Genomic DNA, 12,896 nt, shown 5'->3' with positions numbered 1-12,896 from the left:
GCCGGGCAGACGCTCCACGGTGAGATCCGATTCCGCTTGCTCGATTACTCCCGGCCCACGATGCCGCGCGCTCCCGCCGCCCCTGCCCGATCATGGGACGGAGGTGAACCGATGACCGAAGTGCTTCTGCTGCTCGTCGCCCTGCTGCTCTGTGTCGCGTGCGGTGCCTTCGTCGCGGCGGAGTTCTCGCTGACCACGGTGGAGCGCGGCGAGCTGGAACGGGCCGTCGAGCGCGGCGACCGGGGTGCGTCCAGCGCCTTGAAGGCCGTACGGAGCCTGACGTTCCAGCTCTCGGGCGCGCAGCTCGGCATCACCGTCACCAACCTGGTGATCGGCATGCTCGCGGAACCGTCGATCGCCCGGCTGATCCGGAGCCCGGTGGAGGCTGCGGGGCTCCATCCCGCCGCCGCGTCCACGCTGGCCCTGGTCATCGGTACGGCCCTGTCCACGGTGGTCCTGATGGTGGTCGGGGAGCTGGTGCCGAAGAACTGGGCGATCTCCTCGCCGCTGACCGTGGCCCGGGCGGTCGCCACCCCGCAGCGGGTGTTCACCGCCGTGTTCCGGCCCTTCATCAGCCATCTCAACAACACGGCCAACCGGATCGTGCGCCGTCTCGGACTGGAGCCGACCGAGGAGCTGGCCTCCGCGCGCAGCCCGCAGGAGCTGGTCGCGCTGGCCCGGCACTCCGCGAAGGAGGGGGCGCTGGAGGCGGACACCGCCGAACTCTTCGTCCGCACCCTGAACCTGGCGGAGCTGACCGCGGAGAACGTGATGACCCCTCGGGTGCAGGTGACGGCCCTCGACGTACGGGCCACCGCCGAGGACGTGGCGAACGCGACCCGGGCCACCGGGCTCTCCCGCTTCCCGGTCTACCGCGGCAGCCTGGACACCGTGGTCGGGGTCGCCCACATCAAGGACGTGCTGGCGGTCCCGGCCGACGAGCGCCCCCGTAAGAGGGTCTCGGAGATGCTGCGCGAACCCCTGCTCGTACCGGAGACGCTCACCGTCGACCGGCTGCTGGACCAGCTCTCGGGCAAGCTCGCGATGGCGGTGGTGATCGACGAGTACGGCGGTACGGCGGGGGTCGTGACGCTGGAGGACATCGTGGAGGAGGTCGTCGGGGAGGTCCGCGACGAGCACGATCCGCACGAGACGCCCGATCTGGCGGCGGCCGGTGAGGACGCGGACGGCCGCACCCTGTGGTCGGCGGACGGGGCCGCCCGTACCGACCAGCTGAGCCGGATCGGGCTGCGGGTGCCCGAGGGGCCGTACGAGACGCTGGCCGGGCTGATCGCGGCGGAGCTGGGGCGGATCCCGACGGTGGACGACACGGTCGAGCTGGCGGGGTGGCGGATCGAGGTGGTGGACGCGACGGGCCGGAGGGCGGCACGGGCGCTGCTGCACGCACCGCTGCCCGGTGGCGACGAGCGAGAGGAGGGGGCACGGTGACTGCCCTTCAGCTCTTCATCGGCCTGCTGATGGTGCTGGTGAACGCCTTCTTCGTAGGCGCCGAGTTCGCTCTGATCTCTGTCCGGCGCAGTCAGATCGAGCCCGAGGCCGAAGCCGGAAGCGGGCGGGCCAGGAGCGTCATCTGGGGCTTGGAGCACGTCTCGGCTCTGCTGGCGGCAGCCCAGCTCGGCATCACTCTGAGCACTCTGGTGCTGGGCGTCGTGGCCGAACCCGCCATCGCCCATCTGCTGGAGCCGGTCTTCGAGGCAGTCGGGGTGCCACACGCGCTGGTGCACCCGATCTCCTTCGTGATCGCGCTGACCGTCGCGACCTATCTGCACATGCTGCTGGGCGAGATGGTGCCGAAGAACATCGCGCTCGCGGAACCGGCTCGCAGCGCGCTGCTCCTGGGGCCGCCGCTGGTCGCTCTGGCCCGGGCGCTGCGTCCGGTGATCTTCGCGGTCAACTCCTTCGCCAACGCGCTGCTGAAACTGCTGCGGGTGGAGACGAAGGACGAGGTCTCGGCGACGTTCTCGGACGACCAGCTTGCGCGGCTGGTCGAGGACGCAGGGGACGCGGGGCTGGTCGACGACCGCTCGGCCGAGCGGCTGCACCACGCCCTGGAGCTGGGCCGCCGGCCCGTACGGGATGTGGTCATGCCGGTGGACCGGGTGCTGTTCACCCGGGTCGGCACCACCCCCGAGGAGCTGGAGCGGCTCTCGCACGAGTCGGGGTTCTCCCGCTTCCCGGTGATGGACAGCGAGGGCCGCATCCTGGGCTATCTCCATGTGAAGGACGCCCTGGACGCCACGCCCCGGGACGCTCCCTTCCCGGTGACGGCGCTGCGCCCGATCGCCCGGGTCCGCGCGGCGACCCCGCTCGACGACGTACTGACCGCGATGCGGCGCAGCCGGACCCATCTGGCGGCGGTCCTCGACGAGGGAGACGGACTGGTCGGCATGGTCACGATGGAGGACGTCCTGCGGGAACTGGTCGGCCGCGCGCAGCCGCGCTGACCAGCGTGAGCGGCCCCCGGGAGCCGGGGCCGCCACGGTAGGATCGGCGGGCCATGGAATTGAATGCCTCATACACCAGTCTCGTCGCGGTGGGCGACTCGTTCACCGAGGGCATGTCTGATCTGCTGCCCGACGGTACGTACCGGGGCTGGGCCGATGTCCTGGCCACCCGGCTCGCGGGCCGCTCCCCCGGCTTCCGGTACGCCAACCTCGCCGTGCGCGGCAAGCTCATCGGCCAGATCGTCGACGAGCAGGTGGCCGCGGCGGCGGCGATGCAGGCGGATGTGGTGACCCTCGTCGGCGGGCTCAACGACACGCTGCGCCCGAAGTGCGACATGGGCATGGTCCGGGGGCGGCTGGAGGAGGCGGTGGAGCGGCTCGCACCGTCCTGCAAGCAGCTGGTGCTGATGCGCAGCCCCGGGCGGAGCGGCCCGGTGTTCGACCGGTTCCGCCCCCGGGTGGAGGCGCTGTTCGCCCTGATCGAGGAGCTGGCCGACCGGCACGGCGCCTCGGTGGTCGACCTCTACTCCGCGCCCTCGCTCGGTGACCCCCGCATGTGGGACGCCGACCGGCTGCACCTGACGGCCGAGGGGCACCGGCGGGTGGCCGAGGCGGTCTGGCAGACCCTGGGGCTCCCGCCCGAGCTGGACTGGCGGGCACCGGTCCCCGCCTCCCCGCCGCCGCGCTGGGCGGACCGGCGGATCGAGGACATCCGCTTCGCCCGCCGCCACCTGGGCCCCTGGATCGGCCGCCGGCTCACCGGCCGGTCCTCCGGGGACGGCCGCTGGGGCGCCCAGTTCGACGCGGCGACCTCCTCGGCCTTCTGGATCACCCCCGCGGACGCCACGGCCCCGGGCCCGGTGACGGGGTGGCGCCGGGCCGCCGCCGGGGAGGGCAGGGACCCGGGGGTGCGGTAGCCGTACGTACCGTTGCGGATGCTCGGGGCCGGGGGCGTACGAAGGGGGTCGTCGGGGCCGCGCCCCGCGTGGCCGGTTCTGTTCGCCGCCGGGACGGCCCGCCGCCGGGCTCTCGTAGCAAGCCACAAACCGGACCGCGGCGCTGGCCTGCAGAAACCGACAGTAGAATCTGTGCACGTGACTGCTGTGTCTGCGAAGCCTCGCATCCCCAATGTCCTGGCCGGCCGCTACGCCTCCACGGAGCTGGCCGTCCTCTGGTCCCCCGAGCAGAAGGTGAAGCTGGAGCGTCAGCTGTGGCTGGCGGTGCTGCGCGCTCAGAAGGACCTCGGGATCGAGGTGCCGGACGAGGCGCTGGCCGATTACGAGCGGGTGCTCGACCAGGTCGACCTGGCGTCGATCGCCGAGCGCGAGAAGATCACCCGGCACGACGTGAAGGCCCGGATCGAGGAGTTCAACGCCCTCGCCGGTCATGAGCAGGTCCACAAGGGCATGACCTCCCGGGACCTGACGGAGAACGTCGAGCAGCTCCAGATCCGCCTCTCGCTGGAGCTGATGCGCGACCGCACCGTGGCCGTGCTGGCCCGGCTCGGCAAGCTCGCCGCGGAGTACCGCGAGCTGGTGCTCGCCGGCCGCTCGCACAACGTCGCCGCGCAGGCCACGACGCTCGGCAAGCGCTTCGCGACGGCGGCCGACGAACTTCTGGTGGCCTACGGGCGGCTGGAGGACCTGCTCTCGCGCTATCCGCTGCGCGGGATCAAGGGCCCGGTCGGCACGGCCCAGGACATGCTGGACCTGCTGGGCGGCGACGCGGACAAGCTCGCCGACCTGGAACAGCGCATCGCCGCCCACCTCGGCTTCGCCGAGGCCTTCACCTCGGTCGGCCAGGTCTACCCCCGCTCGCTCGACTACGACGTGGTGACCGCCCTGGTGCAGCTCGCCGCGGCGCCCTCCTCGGTGGCGAAGACCATCCGACTGATGGCCGGCCACGAGCTGGTGACCGAGGGCTTCAAGCCCGGCCAGGTCGGCTCGTCCGCGATGCCGCACAAGATGAACACGCGCTCCTGCGAGCGGGTCAACGGTCTGATGGTGATCCTGCGGGGCTACGCCTCGATGACCGGTGAGCTGGCGGGCGACCAGTGGAACGAGGGCGACGTGTCCTGCTCCGTGGTCCGCCGGGTGGCGCTGCCGGACGCGTTCTTCGCGTTCGACGGGCTGCTGGAGACCTTCCTGACGGTGCTGGACGAGTTCGGCGCGTTCCCCGCCGTCGTGGCGCGCGAGCTGGACCGCTACCTGCCGTTCCTGGCCACCACCAAGGTCCTCATGGGGGCCGTACGGGCCGGGGTCGGCCGCGAGCTGGCCCACGAGGCGATCAAGGAGAACGCGGTCGCCTCCGCGCTGGCGATGCGGGAGCAGGGGGCCGAGCGCAACGAGCTGCTCGACAAGCTCGCCGCCGACGAGCGCATCCCGCTGGACCGTGCGCAGTTGGACGCCCTGATGGCAGACAAGCTCTCCTTCACGGGCGCGGCGGGCGACCAGGTGACGGCGCTGGTCTCGCGGATCGAGGAAATCACCAAGCAGCACCCGCAGGCCGCGGCCTACACCCCCGGCTCGATCCTCTGACCGGCGGCCCTCCGCACCGTATGACGCCCGAGGAGCTGAACGCCGCCCGCGACCGCACCGTTCCGGATGTGGCCGCGGGCGGCCTCCGCGTGCTCTTCTGCGGGATCAACCCGAGCCTGACGACCGCCGCCACGGGCCATCACTTCGCCCACCCGGGCAACCGCTTCTGGCCGGTCCTCCACCGCTCGGGCTTCACGCCCCGCAGGCTCCTCCCCTCGGAACAGTCCGAACTGCTGTCCCTCGGCCTCGGCATCACCAATGTGGTGGCCCGGGCGACGGCGCGGGCGGACGAGGTGGACGCCGAGGAGTTCCGGACGGGCGGGGTGGCCCTCACCGAGCGGGTCGAACGCCTGTCACCGGCATGGCTCGCGGTCGTCGGCATCACCGCGTACCGCACGGCCTTCGGGGAGCCGCGGGCCCGGATCGGCCGTCAGGAACGCACGATCGGCGGGGCGCGGGTGTGGGGGCTGCCCAACCCCAGTGGGCTCAACGCCCATTGGACGATCGAGACGATGGCCGAGGAGTACGCCCGGCTGCGCGAGGCGGCCTCGGAAACGGCGTAGAGCCCTCCCAGACGTTGTCGCCTCCCCTCCGGGCCGCCACTCCCTCCTGCCCTCCCGGCCGCCGTGCCACCTTCGCCTCCTGCTGCGGCCGGAGCGGTCTGCCGGTCGGACGGGGCTCCCGGTCAGGGTGGGTCGACGACCGTCACCAGCACCGTCAGTTCGCAGCCCGGTCCCCCGTCCTCCAGGACCAGCCCGACCGCGATCCACCGCTCCTCGACCCGCCACAGCCGCAGGAACTCGCATCCGGCCACCGGATCCGCCCAGGGGTCGGCCACCATTTCGCCCGCCGTCATCCGCTCCTGCGCACTCCACAGACTCATCACCTGCGGTTCGCCCCAGCGGGCGGCGAGGAGGGTGAGCAGCGCGTCGTGCTCCGCCAGACACTGCGCCCGGTGCTCGGGGGCGGACGGCTCGTCGTCGCCCCACGGTTGGTGGTCGGCGCGCAGGAACGCCGTGTGGTAGCCGGGTCCGCTGACTCCCCAGTCCGACGGCGTGCGCTCCAGGGGGAAGTCCCTGGTGCGCATCCCGTCGATGAGGCGGAGATGGTGTGCGGTCGTCATGACGTCAGTAAACCGTCCGCCACCGACAGCGGAAGGTGCGGGTGCGTGGTGAACCGGGGGCGTCCGGACGCCGTGGCCATGGATGTACGGGTGCCGTCGACGGACCGGCGGGGCAGCGGCGGAAATGCTCCGGTTGGCGGTCCGGGGGACCGTCGGACGCGGAGATCGAGCCGCGCCGGACGTCGGTATCGAGACAGCGGGGCCCATGTCAGTTCGATTCCGGTGCAGTTGGGGGCGGGACCCCGTACACGGGCGGTCGGCGGGGTGCGCTCGTCCGGTTCCGTGGCTCCGAGAAGGCGCAGGTTGCGGCTCGATACCGGCTTGCGGTGCTGCTCGCAGGGCCTGCGAGCAGCGAGTACGATCCGGCAGACATGCGCAAGAGCTGGGAGGACGCACCGTGAGCCGGCTGACCGGGGGAGATCCGTCGCTGCTGCGGCGGATCAATTCAGCGGTGGTACTGCACGCCCTGCGAGGTGCCGGCTCGCCGACGCTGACGGACCTGACCCGGATCACGGGTCTCTCCCGGCCGACGGTGGAGGGCGTGGTCGAGGGGCTGTTCGAGGCCGGTCTGGTGGTCGAGGCCCACCCCGACGAGAGCGAGGCGCGGCGCCAGGGCCGGCCCGCCCGCCGATTCCGCTTCCGGGCGGAGGCGGGGTATCTGCTGGGCGTCGAGATCGGCCCGCACCGGGTGTCGGCGCTTCTGTCGGGGCTGGACGGCCGGGTGACCGGGGCGGGTTCCCGTACGGTGTCGGAGACGGCCGAGGCGGACGAGCGGCTCGACCAGGTGAGGGCCGTGATCGCGGATCTCCTGCGCCGCAGCGGGGTGGCCCGGAGCAGTCTGCGGGCCGTCGGTGTCGGCAGCCCGGGCATCGTGGAGGCCGACGGGACCGTACGGCTGGGGACGGCGCTGCCGGGGTGGACGGGGCTCCCCCTGGGGGAGCGGCTGCGGCGTTCGTTCCGCTGCCCGGTCCTCGTGGAGAACGACGCCAACGCCGCCGCCGTCGCCGAGCACTGGAAGGGCGCGGCCACCGAGTCCGACGACATCGTGTTCGTCCTGGCGGGGCTGAGCCCGGGGGCGGGTTCGCTGATCGGCGGGCGGCTGCACCGGGGGTTCGGCGGGGCGGCCGGGGAGATCGGCGCCCTGCATCTGCTGGGCAGGGACGTGACTCCGGAGCATCTGCTGTCGACCACGGGGACCCCGCTGGAGCCGCTGGACGAGCAGGCGGTGGCCGTGGTGTTCGCCAAGGCCCGGCAGGGTGACGCGGAGGCGCGGGCGGCCGTCGAGCGGTTCCTCCAGCGGCTGGTGCACGATGTGGCGGCGCTGGCGCTGGCGCTCGACCCGGAGCTGGTGGTGGTCGGTGGCTGGGCCGCCGGTCTGGACGGGGTGCTGGAGCCGCTGCGCAGGGAGCTGGCCCGCTACTGTCTGCGCCCGCCGCGGGTGACGCTGTCCCTGCTCGGTGAGGCCGCCGTCGCGACGGGGGCCCTGCGGCTGGCGCTGGACCACGTCGAGGAGCAGCTGTTCGCCGTGGAGGGCGCGGTGACGACCCGGCGCTGAGCACGGGCGTTACGGGGCCGGGGGCCCGGGGCGCGGGGCGCGGGACGTCTCGGGACCCGGGACCCGGGGCGCGGATGGCACGGGACCTGACGGGGCCCGGGGCGCGGGTCGGCCGTACGGAATGACGGCGGCCGGGCCGGGCGGCGCTCGCCGCGAGATAGGCGCGCTCCGGCCGGGAAACGCGCCGATGGCGGCCCGGCCGGTTTCCGGCGGACCGCCATCGGGTGAGGCGTAGGACGGTGGACGTCCGTGCGTGAACCGTCCGTCCTGCGCCGGTGGGTCCCGTGTCAGGAGGCCCGGCGCCGGCAGACCCGGCCTCAGGAAGCCTGGCGCTGCTGCTGCTCGTCGTGGCTGATCTCCAGCGCGCCGGAGTCCCCGAAGGTGAGCCGGCAGGTGTCCGCCCGGTAGGTGGCGACGGAGACGGCCGCCGTGCCGCCCGAGGCGAAGTAGCGGGTGGTGACCACGAGGACGGGGGCGCCGGGGAGCCGGTCCAGCTCCTTGGCGTCGTCCGCGCGCGCCGAGCCCAGCTCCACGGAACGGTCCTGGCCCTCCACGCCCAGCCGGTGCAGCTCGCGCAGCACGGCGCGGGCGCGCACGGTGCCGGAGGGCGCGTCGATCGCGGAGAGGTCGGGGACCGAGGAGGCGGGCACGTAGAGCAGTTCGGCCGCCACCGCCTGGCCGTGGGTGTCGCGGATGCGGCGCACCACGTGGACGGGCTCGGTGCCGGTGCCGAGCATGGCGGCGACGGCGCCCGGGGCCGCCTCGCTGACGCAGTCGACCGGCTGCCAGGCCTCGCCGGCCACTCCGCCCTCCCACTCGTGCTGGGAGGTGGAGACGGCCACACCGACGCGCGGCGGGGCCACCGTCGTACCGACGCCTCGGCGGCGCTGCAGCCTGCCTTCGAGTTCGAGCTGCTCCAGAGCCTGCCGGAGCGTGGCGCGCGCGACTCCGAACCGTGCCGCGAGGTCCCGCTCGTTGGGCAGGATCTCACCCACCGCGAAGTCCGAGTCGAGCGCCTCACTGAGCACGGTCTTGAGGTGCCAGTACTTCGGCTCCTGTACCGATTCGAGCTGCGTGGTCCCCACCACTGTCCTCCGCAATCGCCCAGCGACTTCCACGACGCTATTTATTAAAGGTTCCTGTCTTAAGTTGAGACCCTAGGGCGGCGCACCCCCTTGGTCAAGACCAATCCTTATTCCGTAACGGAACGAAACGGGACTTTGGCGCAGAGCGTTCACAAGACGTTCGTGGTGCCGTGAGCCGCGCGCAGCATGAAGCCCCACCACCAGGGTGGTGACGGGGTTGTGGGCAGGCGGTCGCGGCGCGGCAGCAGCCGGATTCCAGTTGGCTTGAAAGCGCTCCCAGCCGGAGAACGACTAGAGATCGAATAGCGCGGACAGACCGGAGAGCTTGTCCGGATTACGAACGATATAGATGCATTGAATGACACCGTCCCGGACTTCGAGCTGGAGAAATGTGTCCGGCTTTCCTCCGACAAAGCACGCCACAGCGGGTCCCCCGTTGAACTCCGCGACCCGCATGTCCCAGTCGGGCCCCACCTCCTGGGCCACCGCGGCGAGGAACCGGCCGACCTTGTCGGCGGACTCGATGGTCCGCAGCGCCGCCTTCGCCTTCCCGCCCGCGTCACTGACGAGCCGGACGTCCGGCGCCAGGAGGGCCATCAGCTCCCCGATGGAGCCGCCGGACGCGGCGGCCAGGAACCGTTCGGTGAGGTCCCGGCGCTCGGCCGGGTCCACGTCGTAGCGCGGCCTGCGCTCCTCCACATGGCGCCTGGCGCGCCCGGCGAGCTGCCGGACGGCCGGCTCGGTCCGGTCGAGGGCGGCGGCGATGTCGGCGTACGGGAATCCGAAGGCCTCCCGCAGCACGAAGACGGCGCGCTCCAGCGGGGAGAGCGATTCGAGGACGACCAGCACGGCGAAGGAGACGGAGTCGGCCAGGACCGCCCGCTCGGCGGCGTCCGGGACGGGCGGCGTCCCGACGGCTTCCTCCGTGGTCAGCGGTTCGGGCAGCCAGGGGCCCACGTACGCCTCCCGGCGCGAGCGCAGGTGGCGCAGCCGGTCGACGGCCAGCCGGGTGGTGATCCGTACCAGGTACGCCCTCGGCTCGCGGACCTCCTCCCGGTCCGCGGACGACCACCGCAGCCACGCCTCCTGCACCACGTCCTCGGCGTCGGTGATCCGGCCGAGCATGCGGTAGGCGACACCGGTGAGGACGGGGCGGTGCTCTTCGAAGACGTCGGTCGCGGGGTCGGCGTTCACCGGCCCATCCCAGCCGGTGCGCCCGGCGGTGTCCAGCGGGAATCGCCCCAGCCCTTGAACTCCAAGCTACCGGGCGGTAATTGTTGTTGACGCGATGTCTACCCACTTCAGGGAGCGGCTCCATGGCCACCACGGTCTCCTTCACCGTCGATACGGCGCACGGCCCCCGTCCGGTCTCGGTGGAGTACGAACGGACCGGTACGGGAGAGCCGCTGGTGCTGCTCCACGGCATCGGCCACCACCACCAGGCCTGGGAGCCGGTGACGCGGATCCTGGCCGCCGAGCGGGAGGTGATAGCCGTCGACCTGCCCGGCTTCGGTGCGTCCCCGGGGCTGCCGAACGGAGTCGCGTACAGCCTGGAGACGGTCCCCGCGATCTTCGGGGCCCTCTTCGGGACGCTGGGCCTGGACCGCCCGCATGTGGCCGGGAACTCCCTCGGGGGCCTGTTCGCCCTGGAGTTGGGGCGGACGGAGCTGGTCCGCTCGGTGACCGCCCTCTCCCCCGCGGGCTTCTGGAACGAGCCCGAGCGCCGTTACGCCTTCGCCACCCTGCGGGCGATGCGCCGCGCCGCGCTGGCCCTGCCGGTGCCGGCGATCGAGCGGCTCTCCCGCAGCACGGCCGGGCGTACGGCGCTGACCAGCACCATCTACGCCCGGCCCGGCCGCCGTTCGCCCGAGGCCGTCGTGGCCGAGACCCTGGCCCTGCGCGGAGCGACCGGCTTCCACCAGACGCTGGCCGCCGGCGGGAACGTCCTCTTCACCGACGATGTGAAGGGCGTCCCCGTCACCGTCGCCTGGGGCACCCGCGACCGCATCCTGCTGCGCCGGCAGGGGATCCGCGCCAAGCATGTGATCCCGGACGCGCGGCTGGTGCGACTGCCCGGCTGCGGGCACGTCCCGATGAACGACGACCCGGCTCTGGTGGCCCGCGTCATCCTCGACACCAGCCGCTGAGGGGGCGCGGGCGCGTTCCAGGGGCGTGGGGACGGACTCCCGTAGTCCGGGCACGGGTTGCGGTGGCGCGGGTTCCGGGGCCCTGGGGCGGGTTCCGCGGCACAGGGGCAGGTTCCGGTGCCTGCGGGTGCCACTGTCGGGCCCCGTTCACCTGGGGTTGGGGCGGCGGCTTCCACCGGCCACTAGGCATGGACACGGGGACCGGCACGGCCCTGCGGAGAAGCGCGGGTGGACCGGCCGGCGTCCGCCCGTCCGTTCGCCCACCGCCCTGCCCTGGAGGCGCCCCGATGCCGCACCGCCCGCGTATCCCCTCGCCCGGCCGCCGTACCGTTCTGCGCGGCTCGCTGCTCGTCCCCGTGGCGGCCGCCGTGCCCGTGGCCCTCGGCGTGGCTCCGGCCCTGGCGCTGGCGGGGCGGCCTGAGGCGGCGTGGGGGGTGCAGGTGGGGAGCGTCACCGCCTCCTCGGCGCTGGTGTGGGTGCGTTCCGACCGGCCCGCCCGGATGCTGGTGGAGACCTCCGCGACCGAGTCCTTCCGCCGGACCCGGCGCTGGTACGGGCCGCTGGTCGGCCCGGGGACGGACTTCACCGCCACCACGCCCCTGTACGGCCTTCCGGCGGGCGAGCAGGTGCACTACCGGGTCACCCTGGCCGACCCGTACGACCCCCGCCGTACCGGAAAACCGGTGTACGGAACGTTCCGTACCGCTCCGGCCCGGCGGCGCGACGGGGTGCGCTTCCTGTGGTCCGGGGACATCGCGGGACAGGGCTGGGGCATCAACCCGGACATCGGCGGCTACCGGGTCTACGAGGAGATGCGCCGCCTCGACCCGGACTTCTTCCTGTGCAGCGGTGACACCGTCTACGCGGACGGGCCGCTCCAGCCGAGCGTGCCCCTGCCCGACGGCCGGATCTGGCGCAACGTCATGACCGAGGAGAAGGCCAAGGTCGCGGAGACGCTGGACGAGTACCGGGGGAACTTCCGCTACAACCTGCTCGACCGGAACGTGCGCCGCTTCAACGCCCAGGTCCCCTCCGTCGTCCAGTGGGACGACCACGAGGTGCGCAACAACTGGTACCCGGGCCAGATCCTCGACGACCCGCGCTACACCGAGAAGAACGTCGACCTGCTCGCCGCCCGCTCCGCGCGCGCCTTCCAGGAGTACTTCCCGGTCTCGGCGCCGCACGGCCCGTTCGGCTCCTCCGGGCGGCCGTCCCGGATGTACCGCACCGTCCACCACGGGCCGCTGCTGGACGTCTTCGTGCTCGACATGCGCTCGCACCGCAACCGGAACTCCCCCAACCGGCAGGCCGACGACACCACCGGCATCCTCGGGGCCGAGCAGCTGCGGTGGCTCAAACGCGCCCTCGCGCAGTCCCGTGCGGTGTGGAAGGTGATCGCGGCCGACATGCCGCTCGGCCTGGTGGTCCCGGACGGGGCGACGGACTTCGAGGCGGTGGCCCAGGGCGACCCGGGCGCCCCGCTCGGCCGTGAGCTGCAGATCGCGGAGTTGCTGCGGTTCATCAAGCACCGCAAGGTGACCGGCACGCTCTGGCTGACGGCCGACGTGCACTACACCTCGGCACAGCACTACGCCCCCGAGCGGGCGGCGTTCAAGGACTTCGCACCGTTCTGGGAGTTCGTCTCCGGCCCGCTGGCCGCAGGGGGATTTCCGGCCAACGCGCTGGACGGCACGTTCGGACCCGACCGGGTCTTCGTCCGGGCGCCGGACCGGGCCAATGTGTCGCCGATGGAGTCGCCCCAGTTCTTTGGGGAGGTCGCGATCGACGGCGACAGTGCGGAGCTGACGGTCCGTCTGCGGGCGGAGGGCGGCGGGGTGCTGTTCACCAAGGTGCTGCGGCCGGGGCGCGTCGGCCAGTGAGCGCGTGCGCCCGGGCCGGGCGGGTGGAGAGCCCCGAGGTACGCCTCTGACCTGCAAGGACGGCTGCGCGAGGGGCCGTTGTCAGTGGTGGGTCCTACCGTTTT

At 72.7% G+C, this 12,896-nt stretch carries 11 protein-coding genes; 8 read left to right on the top strand and 3 right to left on the bottom strand.

Annotated elements, in window-relative coordinates:
* The first annotated feature begins 111 nt into the window (after positions 1–111).
* The 5 genes from DJ476_RS30620 (at position 112) to mug (ending at position 5,565) form a co-directional block, all read left to right on the top strand.
* Positions 112–1,449, top strand: coding sequence for a hemolysin family protein (locus DJ476_RS30620; protein ID WP_070202544.1), 1,338 nt, complete (start codon positions 112–114; stop codon positions 1,447–1,449).
* Entirely contained in the window at positions 1,446–2,465 is a 1,020-nt protein-coding gene (locus tag DJ476_RS30615) for a hemolysin family protein (RefSeq protein ID WP_103417839.1), read from the top strand. The genes DJ476_RS30620 and DJ476_RS30615 overlap by 4 nt, the downstream gene beginning before the upstream one ends.
* A gap of 53 nt (positions 2,466–2,518) precedes the next feature.
* Positions 2,519–3,382 carry an SGNH/GDSL hydrolase family protein gene (locus DJ476_RS30610; protein WP_103417838.1) on the top strand — a complete coding sequence of 288 codons (864 nt, stop codon included), beginning with the start codon at positions 2,519–2,521 and terminating at the stop codon, positions 3,380–3,382.
* A gap of 177 nt (positions 3,383–3,559) precedes the next feature.
* On the top strand, positions 3,560–5,002 hold the full coding sequence (purB, locus tag DJ476_RS30605; protein ID WP_070202541.1) for an adenylosuccinate lyase: 1,443 nt from the start codon (positions 3,560–3,562) through the stop codon (positions 5,000–5,002).
* Positions 5,003–5,022: 20 nt separating this feature from the next.
* Positions 5,023–5,565 (top strand): G/U mismatch-specific DNA glycosylase, encoded by a 543-nt coding sequence (gene mug / locus DJ476_RS30600; protein WP_112492017.1) that lies wholly within the window; start codon positions 5,023–5,025, stop codon positions 5,563–5,565.
* Between the two features lie 122 nt (positions 5,566–5,687).
* On the opposite strand, the gene DJ476_RS30595 is transcribed toward mug, so the two are convergent.
* Entirely contained in the window at positions 5,688–6,125 is a 438-nt protein-coding gene (locus tag DJ476_RS30595) for a hypothetical protein (RefSeq protein ID WP_103417836.1), read from the bottom strand.
* A gap of 397 nt (positions 6,126–6,522) precedes the next feature.
* Here DJ476_RS30595 and DJ476_RS30590 point away from each other — a divergent pair, with 397 nt between their 5' ends.
* The gene (locus DJ476_RS30590) at positions 6,523–7,680 is read left to right on the top strand and encodes an ROK family protein (protein WP_070202538.1); all 1,158 of its coding nucleotides are present in this window, start codon (positions 6,523–6,525) and stop codon (positions 7,678–7,680) included.
* Between the two features lie 317 nt (positions 7,681–7,997).
* Here the strand turns inward: DJ476_RS30590 and DJ476_RS30585 are convergent, their stop codons facing one another.
* Positions 7,998–8,765, bottom strand: coding sequence for a GntR family transcriptional regulator (locus DJ476_RS30585; RefSeq protein ID WP_112492016.1), 768 nt, complete (start codon positions 8,763–8,765; stop codon positions 7,998–8,000).
* A 291-nt stretch (positions 8,766–9,056) separates the two neighbouring features.
* The gene (locus tag DJ476_RS30580) at positions 9,057–9,959 is read right to left on the bottom strand and encodes an RNA polymerase sigma-70 factor (RefSeq protein WP_112492015.1); all 903 of its coding nucleotides are present in this window, start codon (positions 9,957–9,959) and stop codon (positions 9,057–9,059) included.
* A 122-nt stretch (positions 9,960–10,081) separates the two neighbouring features.
* On the opposite strand from DJ476_RS30580, the gene DJ476_RS30575 reads away from it, so the two are divergent.
* Positions 10,082–10,912: an alpha/beta fold hydrolase gene (locus tag DJ476_RS30575; protein ID WP_112492014.1), complete on the top strand. Its 831-nt coding sequence runs from the start codon at positions 10,082–10,084 to the stop codon at positions 10,910–10,912.
* Positions 10,913–11,199: 287 nt separating this feature from the next.
* Complete coding sequence (locus tag DJ476_RS30570) at positions 11,200–12,792, top strand: alkaline phosphatase D family protein (RefSeq protein WP_112492013.1); 1,593 nt, start codon at positions 11,200–11,202, stop codon at positions 12,790–12,792.
* The last annotated feature ends 104 nt before the right edge of the window (positions 12,793–12,896 follow it).

The organism is Streptomyces bacillaris (genome assembly GCF_003268675.1).
Taxonomy (GTDB): Bacteria; Actinomycetota; Actinomycetes; order Streptomycetales; family Streptomycetaceae; genus Streptomyces; species Streptomyces bacillaris.
The sequence above is the reverse complement of the archived record's forward strand: the minus strand, read 5'-3'. Positions and strand labels throughout refer to the sequence as shown.

What these genes read in the sequence shown, in the direction of transcription:
- DJ476_RS30620 (WP_070202544.1), top strand. Translation starts at nt 112, where the DNA reads ATGACCGAAGTGCTTCTGCTGCTCGTCGCCCTGCTGCTCTGTGTCGCG.
- DJ476_RS30610 (WP_103417838.1), top strand. Translation starts at nt 2,519, where the DNA reads ATGGAATTGAATGCCTCATACACCAGTCTCGTCGCGGTGGGCGACTCG.
- mug (WP_112492017.1), top strand. Translation starts at nt 5,023, where the DNA reads ATGACGCCCGAGGAGCTGAACGCCGCCCGCGACCGCACCGTTCCGGAT.
- DJ476_RS30595 (WP_103417836.1), bottom strand. Translation starts at nt 6,125, where the DNA reads ATGACGACCGCACACCATCTCCGCCTCATCGACGGGATGCGCACCAGG.
- DJ476_RS30575 (WP_112492014.1), top strand. Translation starts at nt 10,082, where the DNA reads ATGGCCACCACGGTCTCCTTCACCGTCGATACGGCGCACGGCCCCCGT.
- DJ476_RS30570 (WP_112492013.1), top strand. Translation starts at nt 11,200, where the DNA reads ATGCCGCACCGCCCGCGTATCCCCTCGCCCGGCCGCCGTACCGTTCTG.